The sequence below is a fragment of the Mesorhizobium sp. WSM1343 genome (assembly GCF_055901535.1).
This window is the reverse complement of record NZ_CM148370.1, coordinates 2,594,622-2,618,205: the sequence shown is the minus strand read 5'-3', so window position 1 is coordinate 2,618,205 and position 23,584 is coordinate 2,594,622. Positions and strand designations below refer to the sequence as shown.

Annotated in this window: 16 protein-coding genes and 1 tRNA gene; 11 read left to right on the top strand and 6 right to left on the bottom strand. The window is 63.0% G+C overall.

Annotated elements, in window-relative coordinates; genetic code table 11:
- Positions 1-416: 416 nt before the first annotated feature.
- The 7 genes from AC0NIL_RS12580 (at position 417) to AC0NIL_RS12550 (ending at position 8,628) form a co-directional block, all read left to right on the top strand.
- The gene (locus tag AC0NIL_RS12580) at positions 417-1,304 is read left to right on the top strand and encodes a sugar phosphate isomerase/epimerase family protein (protein ID WP_473572408.1); all 888 of its coding nucleotides are present in this window, start codon (positions 417-419) and stop codon (positions 1,302-1,304) included.
- A gap of 61 nt (positions 1,305-1,365) precedes the next feature.
- On the top strand, positions 1,366-2,889 hold the full coding sequence (locus AC0NIL_RS12575; RefSeq protein ID WP_337122732.1) for a sugar ABC transporter ATP-binding protein: 1,524 nt from the start codon (positions 1,366-1,368) through the stop codon (positions 2,887-2,889).
- A gap of 31 nt (positions 2,890-2,920) precedes the next feature.
- Positions 2,921-3,889: an ABC transporter permease gene (locus tag AC0NIL_RS12570; RefSeq protein WP_063172820.1), complete on the top strand. Its 969-nt coding sequence runs from the start codon at positions 2,921-2,923 to the stop codon at positions 3,887-3,889.
- Between the two features lie 44 nt (positions 3,890-3,933).
- On the top strand, positions 3,934-4,947 hold the full coding sequence (locus AC0NIL_RS12565; RefSeq protein ID WP_013530261.1) for a substrate-binding domain-containing protein: 1,014 nt from the start codon (positions 3,934-3,936) through the stop codon (positions 4,945-4,947).
- Between the two features lie 171 nt (positions 4,948-5,118).
- The gene (locus AC0NIL_RS12560) at positions 5,119-6,336 is read left to right on the top strand and encodes an ROK family transcriptional regulator (RefSeq protein WP_337122733.1); all 1,218 of its coding nucleotides are present in this window, start codon (positions 5,119-5,121) and stop codon (positions 6,334-6,336) included.
- A 37-nt stretch (positions 6,337-6,373) separates the two neighbouring features.
- Positions 6,374-7,360, top strand: a complete 987-nt coding sequence (locus AC0NIL_RS12555) for a tagatose kinase (RefSeq protein WP_473572410.1) — start codon at positions 6,374-6,376, stop codon at positions 7,358-7,360.
- Positions 7,360-8,628 carry a D-tagatose-bisphosphate aldolase, class II, non-catalytic subunit gene (locus AC0NIL_RS12550; RefSeq protein WP_473572411.1) on the top strand — a complete coding sequence of 423 codons (1,269 nt, stop codon included), beginning with the start codon at positions 7,360-7,362 and terminating at the stop codon, positions 8,626-8,628. Before AC0NIL_RS12555 ends, AC0NIL_RS12550 begins: the two co-directional genes overlap by 1 nt.
- A gap of 56 nt (positions 8,629-8,684) precedes the next feature.
- Here AC0NIL_RS12550 and AC0NIL_RS12545 read toward each other — a convergent pair whose 3' ends face one another.
- Positions 8,685-10,031 (bottom strand): NAD(P)/FAD-dependent oxidoreductase, encoded by a 1,347-nt coding sequence (locus AC0NIL_RS12545; RefSeq protein WP_473572412.1) that lies wholly within the window; start codon positions 10,029-10,031, stop codon positions 8,685-8,687.
- 81 nt (positions 10,032-10,112) lie between these two features.
- Between AC0NIL_RS12545 and AC0NIL_RS12540 the strand changes: the two genes are divergently transcribed.
- Together AC0NIL_RS12540 and lhgO are read left to right on the top strand one after the other, a co-directional pair.
- Positions 10,113-10,799, top strand: a complete 687-nt coding sequence (locus tag AC0NIL_RS12540; protein ID WP_064994603.1) for an ABC transporter ATP-binding protein — start codon at positions 10,113-10,115, stop codon at positions 10,797-10,799.
- A 26-nt stretch (positions 10,800-10,825) separates the two neighbouring features.
- On the top strand, positions 10,826-12,016 hold the full coding sequence (lhgO, locus tag AC0NIL_RS12535) for an L-2-hydroxyglutarate oxidase (RefSeq protein WP_198032110.1): 1,191 nt from the start codon (positions 10,826-10,828) through the stop codon (positions 12,014-12,016).
- A 413-nt stretch (positions 12,017-12,429) separates the two neighbouring features.
- On the opposite strand, the gene AC0NIL_RS12530 is transcribed toward lhgO, so the two are convergent.
- Together AC0NIL_RS12530 and AC0NIL_RS12525 are read right to left on the bottom strand one after the other, a co-directional pair.
- A tRNA-His gene (locus AC0NIL_RS12530) sits at positions 12,430-12,506 on the bottom strand.
- A gap of 369 nt (positions 12,507-12,875) precedes the next feature.
- Positions 12,876-13,334 (bottom strand): phasin, encoded by a 459-nt coding sequence (locus tag AC0NIL_RS12525; protein ID WP_275953967.1) that lies wholly within the window; start codon positions 13,332-13,334, stop codon positions 12,876-12,878.
- Positions 13,335-13,582: 248 nt separating this feature from the next.
- Here AC0NIL_RS12525 and AC0NIL_RS12520 point away from each other — a divergent pair, with 248 nt between their 5' ends.
- Entirely contained in the window at positions 13,583-17,365 is a 3,783-nt protein-coding gene (locus tag AC0NIL_RS12520) for a PAS domain S-box protein (protein ID WP_473572460.1), read from the top strand.
- 325 nt (positions 17,366-17,690) lie between these two features.
- Here AC0NIL_RS12520 and AC0NIL_RS12515 read toward each other — a convergent pair whose 3' ends face one another.
- Positions 17,691-19,649 (bottom strand): acetoacetate--CoA ligase, encoded by a 1,959-nt coding sequence (locus tag AC0NIL_RS12515; protein ID WP_275953968.1) that lies wholly within the window; start codon positions 19,647-19,649, stop codon positions 17,691-17,693.
- A gap of 253 nt (positions 19,650-19,902) precedes the next feature.
- Here AC0NIL_RS12515 and AC0NIL_RS12510 point away from each other — a divergent pair, with 253 nt between their 5' ends.
- Positions 19,903-21,756: an AsmA family protein gene (locus tag AC0NIL_RS12510; protein WP_275953969.1), complete on the top strand. Its 1,854-nt coding sequence runs from the start codon at positions 19,903-19,905 to the stop codon at positions 21,754-21,756.
- 23 nt (positions 21,757-21,779) lie between these two features.
- On the opposite strand, the gene AC0NIL_RS12505 is transcribed toward AC0NIL_RS12510, so the two are convergent.
- Positions 21,780-22,598, bottom strand: coding sequence for an ABC transporter permease (locus AC0NIL_RS12505; protein ID WP_013530251.1), 819 nt, complete (start codon positions 22,596-22,598; stop codon positions 21,780-21,782).
- A 4-nt stretch (positions 22,599-22,602) separates the two neighbouring features.
- The gene (locus tag AC0NIL_RS12500; RefSeq protein ID WP_063170075.1) at positions 22,603-23,577 is read right to left on the bottom strand and encodes an ABC transporter permease subunit; all 975 of its coding nucleotides are present in this window, start codon (positions 23,575-23,577) and stop codon (positions 22,603-22,605) included.
- Between the last annotated feature and the right edge of the window lie 7 nt (positions 23,578-23,584).

The window sequence follows — 23,584 nt, the reverse complement described above, 5'->3', positions numbered from 1 at the left end:
GGGTTTTCGCGTCGCCGCGTCCGGGTGCGCGCTTGGGCAAGCCGGAGGATCGGGCGTCCGCCGGCTGGTCCCAAGCGAATGCCTTGGCAGGAACTGACGAACGTTGGACCGGGTTCCGCTCGTTCCGCATTCGCCGTGCATCTCGCCGAGCGAGCGGTCCATGCCGCTCGGTCTGCGCAAGTGACGGGATATTTGTTGTCAAAAGCTGCATATCCTGTTTCTCGCATGGGTCAGAGAAAATTTTCTCGCACCTCCATGACGCCCCTCAACTGTCTGTTTTCCAGCATTTTTTTAATCCGGCATGATTGGCTCGCGCCGACCAATGCCAGAATTCCTCTTGCGCCGAAGCTGAATTTTAGGCATTCAGGATCAAGTTTGTATCTTTAACATGCAAACCTAATTATCGGAGGATCTGAATGCGGCGTCTTGGTATCCATTCATTTGTCTGGACAAACGGCCTGACCCAGGAGGGCCTGGAAATGGCGCTCGCCAAGTCGGCGGAGCATGGTTACCGGCTGATCGAGTTCGCTTATCTGCGGCCCGAGAAATTCGACCTCGACCGCCTGGCGAAGCAAGCCAAGGAACTGGACATCGAGATCGTGGTCACCATGGGCCTGTCGGCGGATGCGGACGTCTCGAGCGAGGACAAGGCCGTGGTCACCAAGGGAAAGGCGCTCTTGTCCGACGCGGTCAAGGCGGTCCGCGACATCGGCGGCATCCGATTGGGCGGCATTCTCTATTCGATGCACGGCAAGTATGACGGGCTGCCCACGCGAACCGGCTGGATGAACAGCGCCGACGCCATCGCCGCGACAGCCGAGGTGGCCAGGGATAGCGGCGTGCAGATCGTTCTGGAATTGGTGAACCGCTTCGAGTCCAACCTCTTGAACACGACCGCGCAAGGCCTGAAGTTCATCAAGGACACCGGCCGCGACGACGTCTTCCTGCATCTCGACACGTTCCACATGAACATCGAGGAGGCGAGCCAGGCCGAGGCGATCCGTCTGGCTGGGGACAAGCTCGGTTATTTCCACTTCAACGAGAACTACCGCGGCTATCTCGGCACCGGTACGATCGATTTCGCGAGCATCTTTTCCGCGCTGGTGGACATTGGCTTCCACAATCGCGACGTCACCTTCGAGAGCTTCTCCAGCGCCATCGTCGATGAAGCCCTGTCGCGTGTGTGCGGCATCTGGCGCGACACCTGGACCGACAACAATCCGCTCGCCGCGCATGCCAAGGCTTTCATCGAAAGCCGTTGGGAAGAAGCCGTGCGCCGGGCCGAGATCAACAAGGCTGCCTGAAGACGAAAGGGCTGCGGGCCGACAAGCGCCCGCGCCATCTCATCCCGAGGAGGACGGGAAGATGACGCAGAACGAAGCTATCACCAACGAGAACGGCGCCACCGCGCCGCTTCTCCTCGGCGCCGAAAATGTCGCGAAGAGCTTTGCAGGCGTTCCCGCCCTGGTCGACGGGCGGATTCGGTTGCGCGCCGGGACGGTCAATGCCTTGTGCGGTGGCAACGGTGCCGGCAAGTCGACTTTCCTCGGCGTGTTGATGGGGATGCTGCGGCGCGACGCCGGATCCGTCACGGTGAGAGGCCGGGAGGTGAATTTCTCCTCCCCCGCCGAGGCGCTCGATGCGGGTATCGCCATCATCACCCAGGAGCTTAGCCCCTTCCTGGACATGACCGTCGCCGAGAACCTCTATCTCGGCCGGGAACAGCGGCGCGGCCGCTTCTTCGTCGACGACAAGTGCATGCTAAGCGACGCGGAGGCGATCCTGGCGCGGTTGAAATTCAACATCCCCGCTGGTGCGCGGCTGCGCGATCTTTCGATCGCGCAGGCCCAACTCGTCGAGATCACCAAGGCAATCAGCCGCCGCAGCGACATCCTGATCATGGACGAGCCTACCTCGGCCATTGGCGAGCGCGAGGCGCAGATGCTGTTCGACGCGATCCGCACTCTGACCGCGGAGGGCGTAGGCATCATTTATGTCTCGCACCGCCTGACCGAGATCTTCGAGATCGCCGACGATTATACGGTCTTCCGCGACGGCCGTTTCGTAGGCGGCGGATCGATTTCCGAAATCGACCGCAAGGGCCTGATCCGGTCGATCGTCGGCCGCGACCTGTTGGACCATCATCGCGAACCGAAGGATACCGGCCCGCAGAAACCCCTGCTCGAAGCCCGCGGCTTTGCATCGAAGGGAAAGTTCGCCGACATCGACATGACCGTTCATGCGGGAGAGATCGTCGGCATATACGGGCTTCTCGGCTCCGGTCGCAGTGAGTTCGTGAATGCGCTCTACGGAAACGAGCCGCGGGATTCCGGCCAGGTGCTGATCGAGGGCAAGCCCATCGATCTCAAGACGCCCGCCGATTCCATCGGCGCCGGCATTTCGCTGGTCACGGAGGACCGCAAGCAGACGGGCCTGTCACTGACCGCGTCGGTCGCCCACAACATCACCGTGGCCAACCTGCCGCATTATGCGCGCAAGGGCTTCATGAACGGATCGGCGGAAGCCAGGAGCGTGGTCGAGCACATCAAGCGCTTCTCCATCAAGACGGCGTCGCCGGACCTGCCCGTCCAATCCCTGAGCGGCGGCAACCAGCAGAAGGTTGTCCTTGCGCGCTGTGTCGATACCAACCCCAGGATCCTGATCTGCGACGAGCCGACACGCGGCGTCGACGAAGGCGCCAAGCGCGAGATCTACGCCTTCCTCGGCAATTTCGTGAAGGCGGGAAACGCCGTGCTGATGATCTCGTCCGAGGTGCCCGAAATCCTCGCCAATGCGGATCGCATCGTTGTTTTTCGCCGGGGCCGCATCGCAGGCGAGGTCGCCGGACCCGAGGCCACCCAGGAAACCCTCGTTCATCTGGCTTCCTAGCCAGACGATCCATTTCGTGGAGAAGAATCCAATGGTATCCGCCAGTCAAAGCATGAGCGGCATGAGCCTGGGAAAGTTCATCGCCCGTTATGGCATCGTCATCTCGTTTATCCTGCTGTTCGTCATGTTGTCGCTGGCGTCGCCGAACTTCCTGTCCACCAACAATCTGCTGAACGTTCTGCGGCAGGTCTCCATGAACGGTGTGCTGGCTGTCGGCATGACCTTCGTGATCCTGACGGCCGGCATCGATCTCTCCATCGGTTCGCTCCTGGCGCTGGCCGGCGCCGTGGCGGCCAGCCTGGTCACCGGCGCGGATGCGTTCAATCCGCTCCTAGCAGTCGCAGCCGGCGTCGCCGTGGGCGCGCTTTGCGGCGCCGTCAATGGCGGGCTGATCGCCTACTTCAAGGTGCCGGCCTTCGTCGCCACGCTCGGAATGCTGAGCGTGGCGCGCGGCGCGACGCTGCTTTACAGCGGCGGCCGCCCGATTCCCAATCTCAGCCTCGAATTCCGCTGGCTCGGCCAGGGTCTCGTGCTCGGCATACCGGTACCGGTGATCATTTTCGCCGTCGTCTTCGCTGTCGCGGCGATCGTCCTGCGCTACTCCATTTACGGAAGACGGGTCTATGCGGTGGGCGGAAACCCGCGCAGTGCAAAGACGAGCGGCATCAACACCACCGGCATCATCTTTTCGGTTTACGTCATCATGGGCGCGCTGGCCGGTCTCGCGGGTGTCATGCTGACGGCCCGCACCACGTCCGCCCTGCCACAGGCGGGCATCGGCTACGAACTCGATGCCATCGCGGCGGTGGTCATCGGCGGAACAAGCCTCACCGGAGGTATCGGCCGCATCGGCTATACGCTGGTGGGCGTGCTGATCATCGGCATGATCAGCAACGGTCTCGATCTGATGGGGGTGTCCTCATACTACCAGCAGATCATCAAGGGTTCGATCATCGTCCTCGCGGTGCTGATCGACCGCTCCCGAGCCGGGAGAGAGTAACAGGCGCAAGCGGCGCGGCCGCACGCAACATGGAGGAAATGCACATGAAAACGACAAGACGCTTCCTGATGGGAGCAGCGGCCGGCCTTGCCCTTGCAGGCATGGTGTTCGGGGGGAGTTCGGCCGACGCCAAGACGTTGAAGATCGCGGCGATCGTCCAGAGCCTCAACACCGAGTACAATGTTCTGTGGGCCGATGCCGCCAAGGCGCACCCCGCGCTTGCGGACGGTACCGCCACGCTGACAGTTCTCGACGGTCGCCAGGACGTGCTGACGCAGTCGAACTTGTTCGACACAGCCATCACCGAAAAATATGACGCGATCATCTTCATCCCGGTCGACATCGACGCCGGCAATGAACCGATCGAGCGCGCGAAGGCAGCCGGCATCCCGGTGTTCGGCTCCAACACGATGGTTTCCAACACCGCACTCTACGACGCCTACATCAATTCCAACGATGTCGAGGCCGGCGAAATGCTGGCCAAGGCGGTGATCGACAAGGCCGGCCCACAGGCCAAGGTCGTGATCCTGGAAGGGATGCTGGGCCAGTCGGCCCAGGTACAGCGGCTTGAAGGGATCCAGAAGGTGCTGAAGGAAAATCCCGGAGTGACCATCCTGGAGCAGAACACCGCCAACTGGTCACGCGCCGAGGCCATCACGCTGATGGAGAATTTTCTGACCTCGCATGGCGATGCGATCCAGGGCGTCCTGGCCGAAAACGACGAGATGGCCGTCGGCGCCATCGAGGGCATCCGCAACCACGGCCTGGATCCCAAGACGGTTCCGGTCGCCGGCGTGGACGGCATCAAGGACGCGCTTGAAGCCGTCAAGCGTGGCGAACAGTCGATGTCCATCCTCCAGGATGCCAACGGACAGGCGCAAGGGGCGATCGACCTCGCGCTGCACAAGATCGTCGGCGACAGCTACAAGCCGCGCGCGGCTGTCTGGGACGTAAACGGCGGCAAGCTCGCCTGGAACGACGGCAAGGACCAGCATTACTACGTGCCGTGGCTGGCGGTGACCTCCGAGAATGTCGACAAGGTGCTTGTCGGCAATTGACGCTCCAACAGGAGGATGCCGCTCGCTCGCGGCATTCTCCTTCGCGTCCGGCGCAACGGGAATTGCTTGCTTCCGACATCAGGCGGTTCATTCTTTTGAGGACTTTGCGTTGCCGGAGGAAAAACAAGCTCGGGTGAAGTATAGGCTGGGAACGAACATGCGGAGTCCGCCATGAACCATGTAACCTTCGCCAGCAGCTCGCCTCGCAGGATCCGCCAGAGCAATTCGGTAGCGACGCTGAACGCGCTCCACCGCTTCGGCCCTTTGAGCCGGGCCGATCTCGCCAGGCATATGGGGGTCAACCGCTCGTCCGCCGGCAATATCGTCCTGGAGTTGGTCGAGGCCGGACTCGTTCGCGAAGTGGCGGAGAACGATATCGCGAATCCGGCGGGCCAGCCCAGGGCCGGAAGACCGGGTATCCTCGTGGAAATCGTGCCTGAAGCCGTTTTCTTCGCCGGCATAGAGATCGGTGTCGAACATATGACATGCATCGAGATCGATCTCGCGGGCAAGATCGTTCGCAGCGCCATGACGCGCTTCGAAGGACACGACAGCGATCCGGAGGCCGCGGTCCACATGGCGATCGAACAGGTGTTTCTCGAGATGCGGAAGGATAGCCTGGCGCGATGTCAGGGCATCGGCATCGCGGTGCCCGGACAAATGAACCAGGACGGTTTCATCCACGTCGCACCGATCCTGGGGTGGCGCAATGTCGATCTCACAGGCCTTGCCCGCAGCCTTCTTCCGGCCGAGATTCCGGTATCCGCGGAAAATGACGGCAACGCATTCGGCATCGGCATCACATACAGCCAGCCGGAAGCGGCGAGCGGCGTCACCTTCTTCATGGTCATCGAGAACGGCGTCGGTGGCGGAATTGTGATCGACGGCAAGTTGTTCCGCGGCGGCAATGGCCTGGCCGGAGAAGTCGGCCACCTCAAGACACGGAACCCGACATACCGGAATCTGGAGCAGGCCTTCGGGCGCGACCGCATCCTGTCATCCTATCGCCAGTACAGGCCGGACGCCGACTTGGACTTGTTCCTGCGTGACGTCCGCGATCGTGTTCCTCAAGCGGTGCAGCTCGCCGAAGAATGGGCTGTCTTGTTCGCATTTGCAGTCGTGCAGATCTCGCGGCTGATCGACCCGAACCGCATCGTGCTGGGCGGGTCCGTCGCGGAATTGTATCCATTGGTCGCCGCACGGGTCGACGCGCATATCCGCGAGCTCCAGGCCGCGACCTTTCCTATCCCCGAGATCGTTTTCAACGAGAGCGCCATCTATGGAGCTGCCTTCGGAGCCGCTTGCATGATGCATCAACGCTTCATGTCGCTCGACAACCAGATGCTCAACAAGGACGCGGTTTCCGGTCCAGACGCCTCGGCGTCGTGAAACCGCAAACGACACCACACCCAGGATTGGACGCTTGATGAACGACCTCCCCCAAACGCTTGCACCGGACTCGCTCGGGCCAACCGTGACGATTGGAGAAATCCTGGTAGAGATCGTCGCGAGGCAGACAGGCACCGGCTTCCGGGAACCGATCGACCTCATTGGTCCCTTTCCGAGCGGCGCGCCCGCCATCTTCATCGATCAATGCGCGCGTATGGGCGGAGCGGCGGCAATGGTGGGCGTGGTGGGCGACGACGATTTCGGCGCGGTCAACATGGAGCGCCTGAAGCGAGACGGCGTAGACACTTCCGCCATCGCTGTTTCCGCGGATTATCCGACGGGCAGCGCCTTTGTCCGCTACCGCACGGACGGAAGCCGCGATTTCGTCTACAACATCGCCAAATCCGCCGCCGCTCGATTGGAATGGACCCCGCAGGTCGAGGCGCTGATCGCACGTTGCGGGCATATCCACGTCATGGGAACGGTGTTCGCAAGCCCCGCAGCCTGGGCGATCACCGAACGCGCGATCCCGCTGATCAAGGCACGCGGCGGCACCATGTCGCTCGATCCGAACCTGCGCAAGGAATTGCTGGCGCACGGCCAGACCGAGGAGAAATTCGCGAGCCTGGTGGACAAAGTGGACCTGCTGCTGCCGTCGGGCAATGAATTGTTCCTGGCCGCCGGCATGGATGGCGAGGAACGCGCAATCGAGGCGCTGTTCAAACGAGGGGTCAAGGAGATCGCCGTGAAGCGCGGTGAACGTGGCGCGTCAGCCCGTCAAAGCACGGGCGCCAGTGCCGATTGTCCCGGCCTCATCGTCGAGGAAATGGACCCCACCGGCGCCGGCGACTGTTTCGGCGGAGCCTATGTCGCATGCCGGCGGTTGGGGATGCCGCTGCGGACTTCGCTCAAATTCGCCAATGCGGCAGGGGCGCGCAACGTCACACGCCTCGGCCCCATGGAGGGAGCCGGCACGCGGGCCGAACTGGAAGATTTCATGGCAAGAACGGCGAGAAGAAGCTGATGCGTGTGGCGATCGAAGATGTGCCGGGCCTGCACAGGGAAGGAAAGAAAATCGGGGTGACCTCGGTGTGCTCGGCGCACCCCCTGGTGCTGAAAGCCGCACTGCGGCACGGCCGGGACACGGGCACCACCGTCCTGATCGAAGCGACGTGCAACCAGGTCAATCATCTGGGCGGCTATACGGGCATGACGCCGTCCGATTTCGCGGCGATGGTGAAAGCGCTCGCGGCAGTCGAGCAGTGCCCGACAGAGCTGATCGTGCTTGGCGGGGATCATCTCGGTCCCAATCCCTGGAAAGACCGGCCCGCCGAGGAGGCGATGGCGCAGGCCGGGACAATGGTCGATGCTTATGTCCGCGCCGGCTTCCGCAAGATCCATCTCGATGCATCGATGGGCTGCGCGGGTGAACCGGCGGCGCTAGACGACCATACGGTGGCCGAGCGCGCAGCCAGAATGGCGGGCGTCGCGGAACAGGCGGCCGCGCAGAGCGGCGGGGCAAGCCCGGTCTACATCATCGGGACGGAGGTGCCGCCTCCCGGTGGCGCCGATCACGCTTTGGATGCGATCACCCCGACCAGTCCGGAGGCGGCTCGCCAGACACATGCCATTCACGCCAAAGCATTCCAGGCCGCCGGGCTTGAAAGCGCGTTTTCCCGCGTCATCGGGCTTGTCGTGCAGCCGGGCGTGGAGTTCGGCAACCAGAATGTGATTTTTTACGATCGGACCAAGGCCAGCGATCTGGCGGCAACTCTGAACACATTGCCGTCGCTCATTTTCGAAGCCCATTCGACGGACTATCAGGGCGAAAGGCCGCTGCGTGAACTCGTCGAGGACGGCTTCGCCATCCTCAAGGTCGGCCCCGAGCTGACCTTCAAACTGCGCGAGGCGCTGTACGCGCTCGACCTGATCGCTTCCGATCTGGTGCCTTTCTATGGCGAGCGGCCGCTTTACCACGCCATGGAAGAGCTGATGCAAGCCGCGCCCAAGAACTGGGCAAGCCACTATCATGGCAGCGATGCCGACAGACGGACGCTGCGCCACTACTCCTATTCCGATCGCATCCGATATTATTGGGCGACCCCGCAAGCCCGTGCCGCCTGCGACCGGCTCTTCGACGCGTTGAAGGGCCGCAAGGTGCCGGTGACGCTGTTTCTCCAGCACCTGCCTTCGGCGCTCGCTTGGGCCGCCCGCGGCTGCGACGTCGAGGAGATCGCGATCGATCACGTCCAGCGAAGCATCGAGATCTACGCCCGGGCATGCAGCACCTGAGCCCTCGTCCGGTTCTTCAAGGCCAGTGCGGATGGGCTGGCGGGCGGCAGAAATACTTACAGCGATGGTCCCAATCGGATCGGGCTGCCGTCGCTGAAACGGGATTGACGGAACCTGTGGAGATTGTGCCCGGGCTCGTTGCCCTGGATCAAATCGGACAGGATGCGGCCCATTCCGGGTCCTATGCCGAAGCCGTGGCCACTCATCCCGGTCGCGACAACGAGGCCTGGGAACGCAGCGGCGCGATCGACGATGGGCACGACATCAGGCATCGCATCGATCATGCCCGCCCAGCTCGCCTTGAGCGGTACGGTCGTGAACTGAGGGAAAAGCTCCCTGAACCCGCCGTCGATGGCGCGGAGCGCCGACGTCTCGGGAGCTGGATTGAGGACGCGCATCCGTTCGAAAGGGCTTTCTTCATCCGCGTTCCATCTGCGCGGGGTCGACCAGCCGTCCGGGTAGCCTCGCGGCGCCACCGGCAGGTAGCGTGTGCCGAACGGATTGGCCATCAGGGCGCTGACATATTTGCCCGCATGGCGAAATGCATCCGGCCCTATGTAGAGTTGGCTGCTGCCTCCCGATGCGAGCGTGTACCCGCCATCCTGCCTGCGCCGGAAAGCGATGCGTTCGTCCGCGGCGGCACCGGCGTGGATTTCCGCCATCGGCGCTGTCGCAGCGACGGTCGCCCTGACGCTGAGCTGCGGAATCGAGATGCCGTGGGCGCGCAGGAACAGCGACGTCCACGCGCCGCTGGCGACGAGGACGCTCGAGGCCGCGATGAGCCCTTTCTCGGTCCAGACGCCACTGATGCGTCCCGCGGAGATGTCGAGCATACGTGCCGCGCAATTCTCGATGATCGTCGCGCCTTCGCGGGCCGCCAGGCGAGCAAGCGCGGGCACGGCGACCCAAGGTTCTGCCCGCATGTCCGATGGAGTGATCATTGCGCCTTTGAACAGTCGCGACATGGCCGGGATCAGGCTTGCCAGCTCACCCTGGTCGAGGAGACGCGTGTCGACGCCATGAGCCTGGGCGATCTTCAGGAATTTCGCGAAACCGGCCATCTCCTTGTCTGTTCGCGCAAGATAGGTAACGCCCGTCTGCTTCAGTCCTATGTCCTCGCCACATTCCTGTGCCAGTTGCCGCCAGAGGCGCTGCGCTTCGATGACGATCGGCAGTTCGTCGGCATCGCGGCCCTGCTGCCGGATCCAGCCCCAGTTGCGCGAGGATTGCTCGGCGGCGATGCGTCCCTTTTCCAGCAGCGTCACCGAGACGTTCCGCCGCGCCAGGAACAGTGCCGTGGTCACGCCAATGACCCCGCCGCCGATGATCACGACGTCCGAGGTCCTCGGCAGGGGCTGCTGGAACTGGATCGGGGTGGCTTCAGTGAAGGGGAAGATTGTCAAAGAGCACTATCCTTTGGCATTCCGCAGCGGCGTCCGGTCTACGCACTTGATATCAGGGCAGCGATATCTGGCCGCCGTGAGATGTCGATACCACGCGAGGAGATTGATCGTCAGCTGCTGCTTGCCGGGAACGACGAGGCCAGATCGCGGCGCCGGCAAATCCACGCTTCTGAAATCAATTTCCGGGCCATGGCGCCGACCGGGGGCACGCTTGCCTTCAACAGCGAGTCGATCGCCGGCCAGGCGCCGGAAAAGCTATGCCGGAAGGGCCTGGCACCGGTGCCGGAAGGCCGCAGTATCTTCCGGACACTGACGGTGCGGGAAAACCTGCTGCTCGGCGGCATGATCCGCAAGGACAAGGCCGAAGCGGCCGCCGATCTGGGAACGGGTTCTGGGAATCTTCCGATCCTCAGGACCCGCTACCGCGGCGTTGCCGGCCACCTTTCCGGCGGCGAGCAGCAGCAGCTTGCCATCGCCCGCGCCATCCTGCAGCGCCCGTCGCTGATGATGATCGATGAACCGTCGCTTGGCCTTGCGCCGCTGGTGATCGACCAGGTCTACGAAAGCCTCCGCCAGCTTAACGCCAGCGGGCTGACCCTGCTCGTCGTCGAACGGTCCACCGCTCGCATTCTCGACCTCGCTTCCCGCGTCTACGTGCCGCGCAACGGCCATAACGCGCTGGAGGGTTCGGCAAGCGAGCTTGCCGACGGGCATGCGCTGGAAAAGGCCTATTTCGGCTATGGCGATCGTCAGACGGCGCACGCATAATCGGGCAGGCAAGGACTACAACAATGATTTTCGACTACTGCGTCATCGGCGGCGGCATCGTCGGCCTGGCGACGGCCATGCGGCTGCTGGAAACATATCCCGGCTGCAGCCTGATCCTGTTGGAGAAAGAGGAGGCTCTCGGCAAGCACCAGACCGGCCACAACAGTGGTGTCATCCATGCCGGCATCTACTATCCGCCAGGCAGCCTGAAGGCCGAGCTCTGCCGCAAGGGCGCGGATGCCACCAAGGCCTTCTGCCAGGAGAACGGCATCCGCTTTGATGTCTGCGGCAAACTGCTCGTCGCCACCTCCGCACTCGAAGTGCAGCGCATGGAGGCGCTCCACGAACGCTCGAAGCAGAACACGATCGAAGTCCGGCGCGTCAGCGAGGGGGAATTGAAGGAGCGGGAACCGAACATCCGCGGTCTCGGCGCGCTTTTCGTGGCCTCGACCGGCATCGTCAGCTATGCCGATGTCTGCCAAGCCATGGGGCGGCGCATCAGGGCGCTTGGCGGCGAGATCCGCCTGTCGACGCGCGTCACCGGCATTCGCGAAGTCATCGATTCCGTCGATATCGCGTCGGCCGGCGAAAACTGGCAGGCGAAAAAACTGGTGGTCTGCGGCGGTCTCCAATCGGACCGGCTGGCCGTGCTCGCCGGGCTTTCGATCGAGCATCGCATCGTTCCCTTCCGCGGCGAATACTATCGCCTTCCCGCATCGAAGAACGACATTGTCCGCCATCTGATCTATCCCGTCCCGGATCCAGCCCTGCCCTTCCTTGGCGTGCACCTGACGCGGATGATCGACGGCAGCGTCACGGTCGGGCCGAATGCCGTTATCGGTTTTGCCCGCGAAGGCTATCCACGGCTTTCGTTCAACGTTTCGGACATGGCCGACTACGCGCTGTTTCCCGGCTTCTGGAAAACCGTGTTCGCCAACCGCGGATCTGCGGTAACGGAACTCCGCAACTCGCTCTGGAAGCCAGGCTATCTGGAGGAGTGCCGGAAATACTGTCCGAGCCTCGAGCTCGCCGACCTGCTCCCGCACGAAGCAGGCATCCGCGCGCAAGCCGTGCGCAAGGACGGTGCCCTCATCCATGATTTCCTGTTCGCACAAACGGACCGCATGCTGCACGTCTGCAACGCGCCTTCCCCCGCCGCCACCTCGGCGATCCCGATTGCAGAGATGATTCGAGATCGCCTCATACAGGGCTGCTGAAAATGAGGCGGTACGCACTGGAGCCCAACTGAACGCTGGAGTATCTGTCTTGGCCAAGAAGGGAATTAGGGCACCGGCCGCGGCCAACGCAGCTTTTGCGTCGGAACCAGATCGGCGCACCACCAGGCCAGCAATGCCGCTCCCGGCGAGAGGGTAGCAACTTGGCCTGCGGTTTCCGCAAGCAAAGGTTCCGTGTGGACGACGGCTTTTTTGGCTGCGCAAAGATCTCAGGCGAAACGACGGCTGACGTCATTGGCAGGGTTCGCTCCGGGCTAACCGCCATTTTGTTGACCGTCATAGCTGGACGGCCTCCCTATGGCACCAGAATGGTACACGTCCATAGGACGCACCGACACCCAAGCCAGCCTAGCTAACCAGAAGCCTTTAAGTCTTTGAAATTATGTCGCTATTTATGGTACCGTTGGCTGGGATCGAACCAGCGACCTCCGGATCCACAATCCGGCGCTCTAACCATCTGAGCTACAACGGCACGTTGCCTGAGCGGATCGAAACAGAAACTCATCCGCCGCTCTGTCGTTCGGCGATGCGTCCTTACGGGCTTATGGATTCTAATTCAAGGCTTTTGGAAAGCAAAGGTCACTTCCCCACATCGGCGCGGCATTCGCCCAGCAAGAAGGCGCAGGCAAGGACCAGGCGACGGACAAAGAAAAAGGCCGGCGGGAGGAGGTGCCGGCCTTTTCCTGTTACGAGCCAGCGGGAGGAGGTGCTGGCTGGTCACCCCGGGGAGCAGAGGGAGGAGGTTCCACTCACCGGGTATTCCTTGATGGCTGCCATCATACACCTGATCGTTTTTAAGAAAATGCGACCTTTTGTTGCATCTTCAGATCATGCGCAAATGTTAGGCAACCTTGATTTCCTTCAACGCCTTCTCGAAGGCGGTCTTGATCGGCTTGGAGACGTCCTCGGCGGCCTTGGAGGCAACGGCCTGGAAGTCCTTGGCCTGCTCGACGGTCGATTCGACGCGCTTGCGCAGGAAGGCGGTCTGCAGCTCGACGACTTCCGACAGCGACTTGGCGCCGATCAGGGCTTCGAGGTGGGAAAAACCGGCCTCGGCATTGGCACGCAAAGCGGAGATGGTCTTGAGCGACAGGTCGTTGGAAACGGTCTTGGCGGTCTCGTAGGTCGACTCCAGAGCCTTCTGGGTCTCCTCGGCGCCGGTCTTCAGCTTGGCATAAGCCTCTTTCGACTGCTCAACGCCCTTTTCGGCGAAAGCGCGAATCTGGTCAGTCGCCTTGGAAGCGTCGAAGCTCGGGAATTCAACGTTTTCGATCGTCTCGGCGGTCTTGGTCCTGGACATTTTCCATCCTTTTCAGCGGCAGCGGCTTTGACAGAAAGCCGTCTCGTTCATGTATGATGGCAATATAAAGGCAAATTTTGTGCATTGCAATATCTTTGTTGCAGTGCACCATAAATTTCTTTTGGGCCGTTAACCAAGAGCCCAGATTCCAGCCTTTGCACGTTCTGGCTTGTGGACCTTCGCGCCTCCGGCTTTTATTAACAAAGCGTTAACTGCAAAATCGCCGCTCCGTGAGGTCCGCCAAGCGCATGCCGTCCGAATATTCCTTCCTCGATGTCGCCGTGCTCGACGCGGTCCGCCAGCGCTTTGCCGCAGGCGACGCGATCGCGATCCTGTCGGCGGATCTGGAGCAGGTGATCTGGGCCAATGGGCCAGGAGCCGCGATGTTCGGTTATCCCGACATCGAGGCGATCATAGGCGCCTCGGCGCAGTTGCCCGTGATCGCCAGGCGCCAGATCATGGCGACCAGCGGATTTCCCGAGATTGGCAGCGACCGCGCCATCATGGTGCGGCTGGCGACCGGCATGACCAGCCGCGCCGTCGGCTTCCTGGCCAGTGCGGTGACCATGCCGGACGCCGAGAAGGCGATCATGCTGGCAGTGCCGGCGGCTCAGACAGGGTCACGCAGTGCCGGCGAAATCGCCGCGCGCGCCATTAGCGGCTTCACCGAGGATGGTCATTTCATCGCCTTTGTCGATGCCAGGGGCAACGTCGAGGCGGCCTCGGAAGGATTTTCGGCACTGGGCATCCTGCCGGAGACGCTGGCAGCACTGGTTGCCGACGTCGCAGCCGAGAGCGACCGCATCGTCAAGCGCCTTGTCCCGGGCGGCACGGCCTCCTACCCGGCGGGGCTGGCAAGATTGACCGAGGAGCGGCATCTGCTGGTGGTGATCGACGAGGACCAGCTCGACGACACAGCCCCTGCGGGCGAACACCTCACGCAAACCATTGCCGAGGCGGCACCAGCTGGCGATGCGGCTTCGCAGCCGGAACAGGGTGGCGAGACGCCGACCGAGGAACCAGGCGCCGCACTGCCGACCGAGGACGTCGCCGCATCGCAGCCGCATGCGATCACCGACGCGATCGGGCAGCCGCCGACGGCTGCCAACAGCGATCAGGCGGCAGCAGAGCCCACACCGGCGCAACACGACCATTGGTACTTCAACGCCGGCGAGGACGGAGGGGAACAGGCGCCGCGACCAACTGCGTCCGGACCTGAAGCGCCTCAAGAGCCGGCGGCCCTGGAAGTCCAGTCCACCTCCGCGGCCACGCCGACGACCGTCTCGGCGATAGACCGCGCAGCGGCGCCGGTGCGCTTCGTCTGGCGCACGGATGCCGAAGGCAAGTTCAGCGCGCTGTCGCCGGAATTCGCCGACATCGTCGGCAAGCCGGCGGCCGACGTGATTGGCCGACGCTTCAGGGATGTCGCCGCCACATTCGGCCTCGACCCCTCGGGCGAGATATCGGGGCTCCTCGAACGGCGCGATACCTGGTCCGGACGCTCCGTGCTGTGGCCGGTCGTCGGCACCGATCTGAAGATACCCGTCGACCTGGCGGCGCTGCCTGTCTATGGGCGCAGCCGCGCCTTCGAGGGTTTCCGCGGCTTCGGCGTCGCCCGCGCCAGCGACGCGGTCGTCGATCCGGAGGCCATCGGCATGGCGCTGGTGCCCAATGGCCGGGCGCCGGCAACGCCGGAACCGCAAGTCATCCAACCCGCGCCCGAACAGCCGAACGCTGAGGAGCCCAGGGCCGAGGACGCTCAGGCATCGGATCCGTTCAAGGGCGAGGTGCCGGCGCTGACCATCGTGCCGAAACAGGAGCGGCGCTTTGCCGACAAGGTGATCCGGCTCGCCGAACATCGCCAGCCAGCCAACGACAAGGGCCTCTCGACCCTGGAACGCAGCGCCTTCCGCGAAATCGGCGAGCGGCTGAAGAAGGAGAGTGCTCCGGTCGAGCCACCAGAGACCGAGACTACGGAGACGTCGGCAGCGGAGACCGAGGCTCCGGTCAAGGCGTCCGACGACCCGATGCGCGCCGGCGGCATCCCTGCGTCAGGGCCAGAGAACGAACCGGTCGAGCCATCCGAGACCGATGTCGATGCCGAAGACGAGCAGGATCTGGCACGGCTTGACGGTCACCCGGACGAAGCGGCTCGTGAAGCCCCCCCTGGGATGAATGTGACGGGCTCGTTGCTGGACTATGCCGGCCAAGATGACGAACGTGGCCCCGTGGCGGCGGAACCAGAAAACACCGCTGCGGTTTCGCCCGGCGAAGAGCCTGAAGCCACTGACGCGACACATGACGTCCTCGATGACGACAGCATGACGTCAGCAGATTTTCGCGATGCCGAAGACAGCGAGGATTGGGCGCAGCCCGACGAGGAAGCCGCATCGCCTGACGAGCAGGCGGTTGCCGAGCAAGCCGTCAATGCAGGCGACGCTGCGGAAATACGCGTCGAGCGCCCTCGCCTGCAGGTTCCGCCGCTCAAGGCCGAAGGGTTCGTGCCGTCGGCGTTTTCCGCGGGAGATGAACACAAGGCCCCGGACACGTCGCTGCTCGGTAAGCTGCCCGTGCCGCTGCTCATCCATTCCGGAGACCAGTTGCACTATGCGAACGAGGAATTCCTCAGCCTGACCGGCTACGAGGCGCTCGACGATCTGGCGGATGCCGGCGGCCTCGGCGCGTTGTTTGCCGACCCCTATGCCGACGACGGCGTTTCCGACGGCACCGATCGCGCGCTGCGGTTGAAGACGCGTGATGGACAGGAATTCCCGATCGAGGCCATTTTGCGCTCTGTCCCCTGGCGCGACGGCAAGGCGCTGATGCTGGTCGTGCGACGCTCCGGCGAGGATGATGCGCCGGCGAGCCTGCATGTGGTTGGCGACGAGCAGACGCAGCCGGATATTTCCGAGCTCAAGGCGCGCATCGCCGAGATGCGCACCATTATCGACACCGCCACCGACGGCGTCGTGCTGATCGGCCGTGACGGCACCATCCGATCGATCAGCCGGCCGGCCGAAGCACTGTTCGGCTTCGACAGCGACGATGTGACCGGCAAGCCGTTCGCCTCGCTGTTTGCCATCGAAAGTCAGCGCGCGGCACGCGACTATCTCAACGGACTGTCCGAGCCCGGCGTGGCGAGTGTCATGAACGACGGCCGTGAGGTGATCGGTCGCGAATCGCAAGGCCGCTTCATTCCGCTGTTCATGACCATCGGCCGGCTGCCCAACGACAGCGGCTTCTGCGCCGTCGTTCGCGATATCACGCAGTGGAAGCGGGCCGAAGAGGACTTGACGCAGGCACGTGCGGTGGCCGAGCGCGCGTCCTCGCAGAAGACCGATTTCCTCGCCCGCATCAGCCACGAGATCCGCACCCCGCTCAACGCCATCATCGGCTTTTCCGAACTGATGGTCGACGAGAAGTTCGGACCTGTCGCCAACGACCGCTACCGCGACTATCTGCGCGACATCAACCGCTCGGGCAATCATGTGCTCGACCTGGTCAACGACCTGCTCGACATCTCCAAGATCGAGGCTGGCCAGCAGGAGATGGCCTATGAGGCGGTGTCGCTCAACGACACGCTGGCCGAGACGGTGGCGATGATGCAGCCGCAGGCCAACCGCGAACGGGTCATCATCCGCTCCAGCTTCGCTTCGCGGCTGCCGGAAGTGGTGGCGGACCTGCGCAGCGTGCGCCAGATCGCGCTCAACATCCTGTCGAATGCCATCCGCTACACCCAGGCCGGCGGCCAGGTGATCGTCTCGACCGCCTATGAGACGTCGGGCGACGTCGTCATGCGGGTGCGCGACACCGGCATCGGCATGAGCCATGCCGAGATCGAGCAGGCGCTGAAGCCGTTCAAGCAGATCAACGCGCTGAAGCGCGGACGCGGCGACGGCACCGGGCTTGGACTGCCTTTGACCAAAGCGATGGTGGAAGCCAACCGTGCCCGGTTCACCATCAATTCGACCCCGGGCGAAGGCACCTTGGTCGAGGTCGCTTTTCCATCGACCCGTGTGCTCGCGGAATAGATCAGCCCTCCACGCTTCGATCCCGATAAAAAGAAAAAGGCGCCCAAAGGCGCCTTAAGAGATGGGATTGCTGTCACAACGGGGGCTTGAGCGAATTCGGATCCTCGGGGCTGAGGAACGGGATTTCTCCCTCAAGTTACCTGCGACTATCGACGCCGGACCTTAACAACTCCTTACCGGGGCGCCGGAAAATTTACGAATGTGTACCACTCATGAAATCTAGGTAAATTCTAGCGAGATATTTCGTTAACCATGCCGGAACGTCTTTTTTCATGCATGTCGTTGTCTCAAAACCGGGCCACTTTTGAGCGACATGCATTAGCAGCTACTCGGCCAATTGCGGCAGGTTCTTGAACAGCTCAAGCGCCTCTGGATTGGCGAGCGCCTCCTTGTTCTTGATGGCGCGGCCATGCACCACGTCGCGCACCGCAAGCTCGGTGATCTTGCCCGACTTGGTGCGTGGGATGTCGGTGACGGCGACGATCCTTGCCGGCACGTGACGCGGGCTCGCGCCGCTACGGATTTTTGCCCGTATGCGTTTTTCCAGATCCTCGTCGAGCTGCACGCCGGCGGCCAGGCGCACGAACAGGATGACGCGCACGTCGTTGTCGAAGTCCTGTCCGATGCACAATGCTTCCAGGATCTCAGGCATCTGCTCGACCTGATTGTAGATCTCCGCCGTGCCGATCCTCACCCCGCCCGGGTTGAGCGTGGCGTCGGAGCGGCCATGGATGATGAGGCCGCCATGCTCGGTCCATTCGGCGAAATCGCCATGACACCAGACATTGTCGAAGCGCTCGAAATAGGCCGCCCGGTACTTCTTGCCGTCGGGGTCGTTCCAGAAGCCGATCGGCATCGCCGGAAAGGCTTTTGCGCAGACCAACTCGCCCTTCTCCTGTCGGACCGGCCTGCCGTCGTCGTCCCAGACATCGACGGCCAGGCCGAGGCCGGGTCCCTGGATCTCGCCGGTCCAGACCGGCTGCGTCGGCACGCCGAGCACGAAGCAGGAGACGATGTCGGTGCCGCCGGAGACCGAGGCCAGATGTACGTCCTTCTTGATGCCGTCATAGACGAAGCGGAAATCTTCCGGCGACAGCGGCGAGCCGGTGGAGGAGATTGCCCGCACAGTGGACAGATCATGCGTGCGGATCGGCTTGAGGCCGGCCTTGCGCACGGAATCGATGAACTTGGCCGAGGTGCCGAGGAAAGTCATCTTCTCGGCATCGGCGAAATCGAACAGCGCATTGCCGTCGGGATAGAAGGGCGAGCCGTCATAGAGCAGCAGCGTGGCGCCCGAAGCGAGCCCCGACACCAGCCAGTTCCACATCATCCAGCCGCAGGTGGTGAAGTAGAAAAATCGGTCGCCGTCGGTGAGACCGGCATGCAGCCGGTGTTCCTTGACATGCTGGATCAGCGTGCCGCCGGCCGAATGGACGATGCATTTGGGAATGCCGGTCGTTCCCGACGAAAACAGGATGTAAAGCGGATGCGAAAACGGCAGCGGCTCGAAGGCGACGGGCTTGTCGGCGAAGGGCGACAGCGCCTCTTCCAGCGCTACCGCCTTGTCGATAGTCCCGGCAACATCGCTCGATGTGCCGAGATAGTCGACGACCAGGATCTTGTGGACAGTGCCGAGCTTGGCCGCGACCGCGGCGATCTTGTCGGCGACTTCGATCGCCTTGCCATTGTACCAATAGCCATCCGGCGCGATGAAGACGACGGGCTCGATCTGGCCGAACCTGTCGAGCACGCCCTGCTCGCCGAAATCGGGAGAGCAGGACGACCAGACGGCGCCGATCGAGGCGGCTGCCAGCATGGCGGCGACGGTCTCCGGCATGTTGGGCATCATGGCGGCAATGCGGTCGCCCTTCTTCACCTTGAGCGACAGGAAAAGCTGCTGCAGCCGCGAGGTCAGCGCATGCAACTCGTTCCAGGACAGCCGGCGCTCGACCTTGTCTTCGCCGCGAAACACGATTGCGTCGCCTGAGCCGGTCTTCTTCAGCAGATTCCCGGCGAAATTCAGTGTCGCATCGGGAAAGAAAGAAGCGCCGGGCATCTTGTCGCCGTCGACGAGCAGCTTGTCGCCCTTGTCGCCGACGATGCCGCAGAAATCCCAGACCAGGCTCCAGAACCCTTCACGGTCCTCGACCGACCAGGCGTGAAGCTGCGAATACGAGGAAAACGCTACGCCGGCTTTGACTCCGGCGGCCTTGGTGAAGGCGGTCAAGGGTGCTGCGTCAATCTGGTCTTGCGTCGGTGTCCAGAGCGGTTGTTCGGCAGCCATGATCGTTCCTCCACGGTCGCCATCGCTTATGCATATCGCAGCGCAGCAGAGCAAGATTTTGTTCGGCTGATGCGACCAGATGTGCGCAAATGCCATCGCCGGGCCATAAAGACTTGAAATGCCTCAGCCCTAAGTCGTAGTGACAACTTGAAGTCGTAGTGACGGCCGGAAGTCCTGGTGACGACCGGGGCCGTGGTGACGACCGGGGTTACACCCGTCGGGCGATTGTCGGAATGGAAGCATACGGGGCCATATGCCATCATCTATGATCCGGCGCGGAATATGGGCGATCGGCGCTGCCGTGATCGTCGTCGCGCTGGTCGTTGCCGCCCTGCCGCTGATTGCCTCCACCCGTATCGTGCGCGACCGCATCGCCTGGGAAATGAGTGCGTGGAGCGGCTTCCGTGTCGCCATCGACGGTTCGCCGCGTATCGAGGTCTGGCCGACATTCCGCGCCATCCTGACCGATGTGACGCTGTCACAATGGACCGACACCGAGGCGCCGCCGGTGGTCGAGGCAGAACGGGTCGAGGTCGACCTTTCCGCCATGGCGGCCTTGCGCGGCGACGTGGTGTTTTCGACGGCGCGGCTGGTGCGGCCGACGATCCGGGTCCAGCGCACGCCTGCCGGCCTTTTCCTGCCTGCTGTCCCGACCGGCGGGCGCATCACGCGCTCCATCGACACGGCGCGCGGCCTGGTCAACGCCGACCCCGCCAAACCGGACCTCGACAAGCTGCCTACCGACACCTTCGGCACGGTCGAGTTTCGTGACGGCCGCGTGGTAGCCTCCATCGGCGGCAAGGACGTCGAGATCCTGAGCAGTTTGAACGGTCAGGCAAATTGGGCGGCGATGAACAGCAATGCGACGCTGTCGGCAACCGGCATCTGGCGGGGCGAAAGCGTCGCGCTGGACGTCGCCTCGGCCAAACCGCTTGTGCTGTTTGCCGGCGGCACGGCGCCGCTGACACTGTCCTTCAAGGCGGCGCCCGCCACCTTCTCGTTCGACGGCACGGCCAGCATGTCTGAAAATACCTATTTCGACGGTCAAGCGAAGTTCTCGGCACCCTCGCTGCGGCGTGTCCTGGAATGGTCGCAGGCCGGCATCGCTCCGGGTGCGGCGATCGGCTCGGTCAGCATTTCGAGCAAGATCACCGCGACCGGCGGGCGCGTCAAGTTCGACAACACGGCGATTGCACTCGACAACAATCCGGGGATGGGTGCGCTGGACCTCTCGCTTGGTGAAGCACAACCTGTGATCTCCGGCACGCTCGCCTTCGACACGCTCGACCTCAGATCGTTTCTGTCGGCCTTCACCCCGCTGGTGCCGACCGGAGGAGCGGGGCCTGGCGAAATCGACACAAGTTTCGCCGACAAGATCAATCTCGATCTCAGGCTGTCGGCGGCGCACGCCACGGCGGGGCCGATCCAGCTCGCCGACGTCGCCGCCACCGCACAGGTCAAGGATGGTCTGTCCGTCTTCGACATCTCCGATGCCTCGGCCTTCGGCGGCAACATCCAGACCAGCCTTCGCTTCGATCGCAAGCCGGAAGGCTCGCAGGTCGAAATCCGCCTTCTGGCGTCCGACATCGACGGCGGTGCTTTCGGCACGGCGGCGGGGATGACGCGGCTGGTGCCGGTCGGCACGGGCACCGTCTCGGTGATCCTCAAGGGGCCGGGCAGAACCTGGGATTCCATCTTCGACAATGCCGACGGCTCGGTCTCGGCGACCTTCGGGCCGGGTGCGTTGAGCAAGCTCAACCTGCCGGCCTTCCTCAAACATACCGAACAGGGCGGCTTCTTCGCGCTCGACGATGTCTCCGACGGAACGTTGCCGATCGACGGTGCCGAGATCAAGGCAACCATTTCGAAGGGCGTGGCGCGAATCGACAAGGCCGAGGCCAATTCAGCGAAGTACAAGATCTGGCTGTCCGGCATCGCGTCCTACGCCGGGCGCGGACTGGCCTTGTCCGGCGGCGTCATTCAGCCGGATCAGGCGGCAACGCAGGCCAACGGCCAGCAAGGCCCCAACCAGTCGTCGTTCTTCGTCGGCGGAACCTGGAGCACGCCGTTCATTTCCCCGATCAGCCGCGGCGTTTCCGGGGAATAGGCCGCCACCGCGCCTCCTATCTTTCACCCGCGCTGCGCGGCCTGCTCGTCGAGCTGGCGCTGCACCTCACGCCGCTTGTTGGCAAGCGAGGCGATGATGACGCCGATCGCCACGACGGCGATCAGGATGGTGCAGGCGGCGTTGATTTCCGGCGTCACGCCGAGGCGAACCTGGCTGTAGATCTTCATCGGCAGCGTCGTCGCGCCCGGCCCCGAGGTGAAGCTGGCAATGACCAGATCGTCGAGCGAAAGGGTGAAAGCCAGCATCCAGCCGGAGACGATCGCCGGCATGATGACCGGCAATGTGATCTGGAAGAAGGTCTTCACCGGCGTTGCGCCAAGATCCATCGCGGCTTCTTCCAGCGAGCGGTCGAAAGTCATGAGCCGCGACTGCACGACCACGGCGACGAAGCACATGGTCAGCGTGATGTGGGCGAGCGTCACGGTGAGGAAGCCGCGGTCGAGCCCGACGGCGACGAAGAGCAGCAGCAGCGACAGGCCGGTGATGACTTCCGGCATGACCAGCGGCGCAAAGACCATGCCGGAAAACAGCACCCTGCCCTTGAAGCGCGTGTAGCGGGTCAAGGTGAGTGCCGCCAGGGTGCCCAGCACCGTCGCAACCGTGGCCGAGATCAGGCCAACACGCGCCGTCACCCAGGTCGCGTCCATGAGACCCTGGTTGTGGAATAGCGAGACGTACCATTTGGTCGAGAAACCGCCCCAGACCGTGACCAGTTTCGATTCGTTGAACGAGAAGACGATGAGCAGCACGATCGGCAGGTAGAGAAAGGCAAAGCCAAGCACGATCGAGGTGATGTTGAAGCGGCTCCAGGTGGCGTTCATGAGGTCACCTGTCCATTTCCTGAGCGCGCGCCTGAGCCCGCTGGAAGAGCATGATCGGCACGATCAGCAGCAACAGCAGGATGACGGCCACGGCCGACGATACCGGCCAGTCGCGATTGGCGAAGAACTCGTTCCACAACGTCTTGCCGATCATCAGCGTCTGCGATCCGCCGAGCAGATCGGGAATGACGAATTCGCCGACGGCCGGAATGAACACCAGCAGACAACCGGCGATGACGCCGGGCAGCGACAGCGGGAAGGTGATTTTCCAGAACGCACTGGTCGGCGGGCAACCGAGATCCTTGGCCGCCTCGATCAGCGAATAGTCCATCTTCTCGAGCGCGGAATAGAGCGGCAGCACCATGAACGGCAGGTAGGAATAGACGATGCCGATGAAAATCGCCGTATAGGTGTTGAGGATGATCAGCGGCTGGTGGATGATGCCGGTGGCGAGCAGCAGCTGATTGAGCAGCCCTTCGGGCTTGAGAATGCCGATCCAGGCGTAGACGCGGATCAGGAACGAGGTCCAGAACGGCAGGATGACCAGCATCAGCAAGGTCGGGCGGATCGTCGCCGGCGCGCGCGCCATGCCGTAGGCGATGGGGTAGCCGACGAGCAATGTCAGGACCGTCGAGACCGCGGCGATGATGACGCTGGTCACATAGGCGTTGAAGTAGAGCGCGTCCTGCGTCAGCCAGGTGTAGTTGTCGAGGCTGAGCTGTTTCAGCTGAGCCAGGAACCCTGAGATACCGCCGCTGAAATCGAGCGCCGGCGTATAGGGCGGAATGGCGATCGCCGTCTGCGACAGCGAGATCTTGAAGACGATGACGAACGGAATGAGGAAGAAGAACAGCAGCCAGACATACGGGATGATGATGACCAGTCGGCCAACGAAGGCAGCACCCAGCCTGGCAAGGATGGATCTGCCGGCATTGGATGCCGGAGAGGCTGATGCTGTGGTGACGGCGGCGCTCGACATGGTCGCC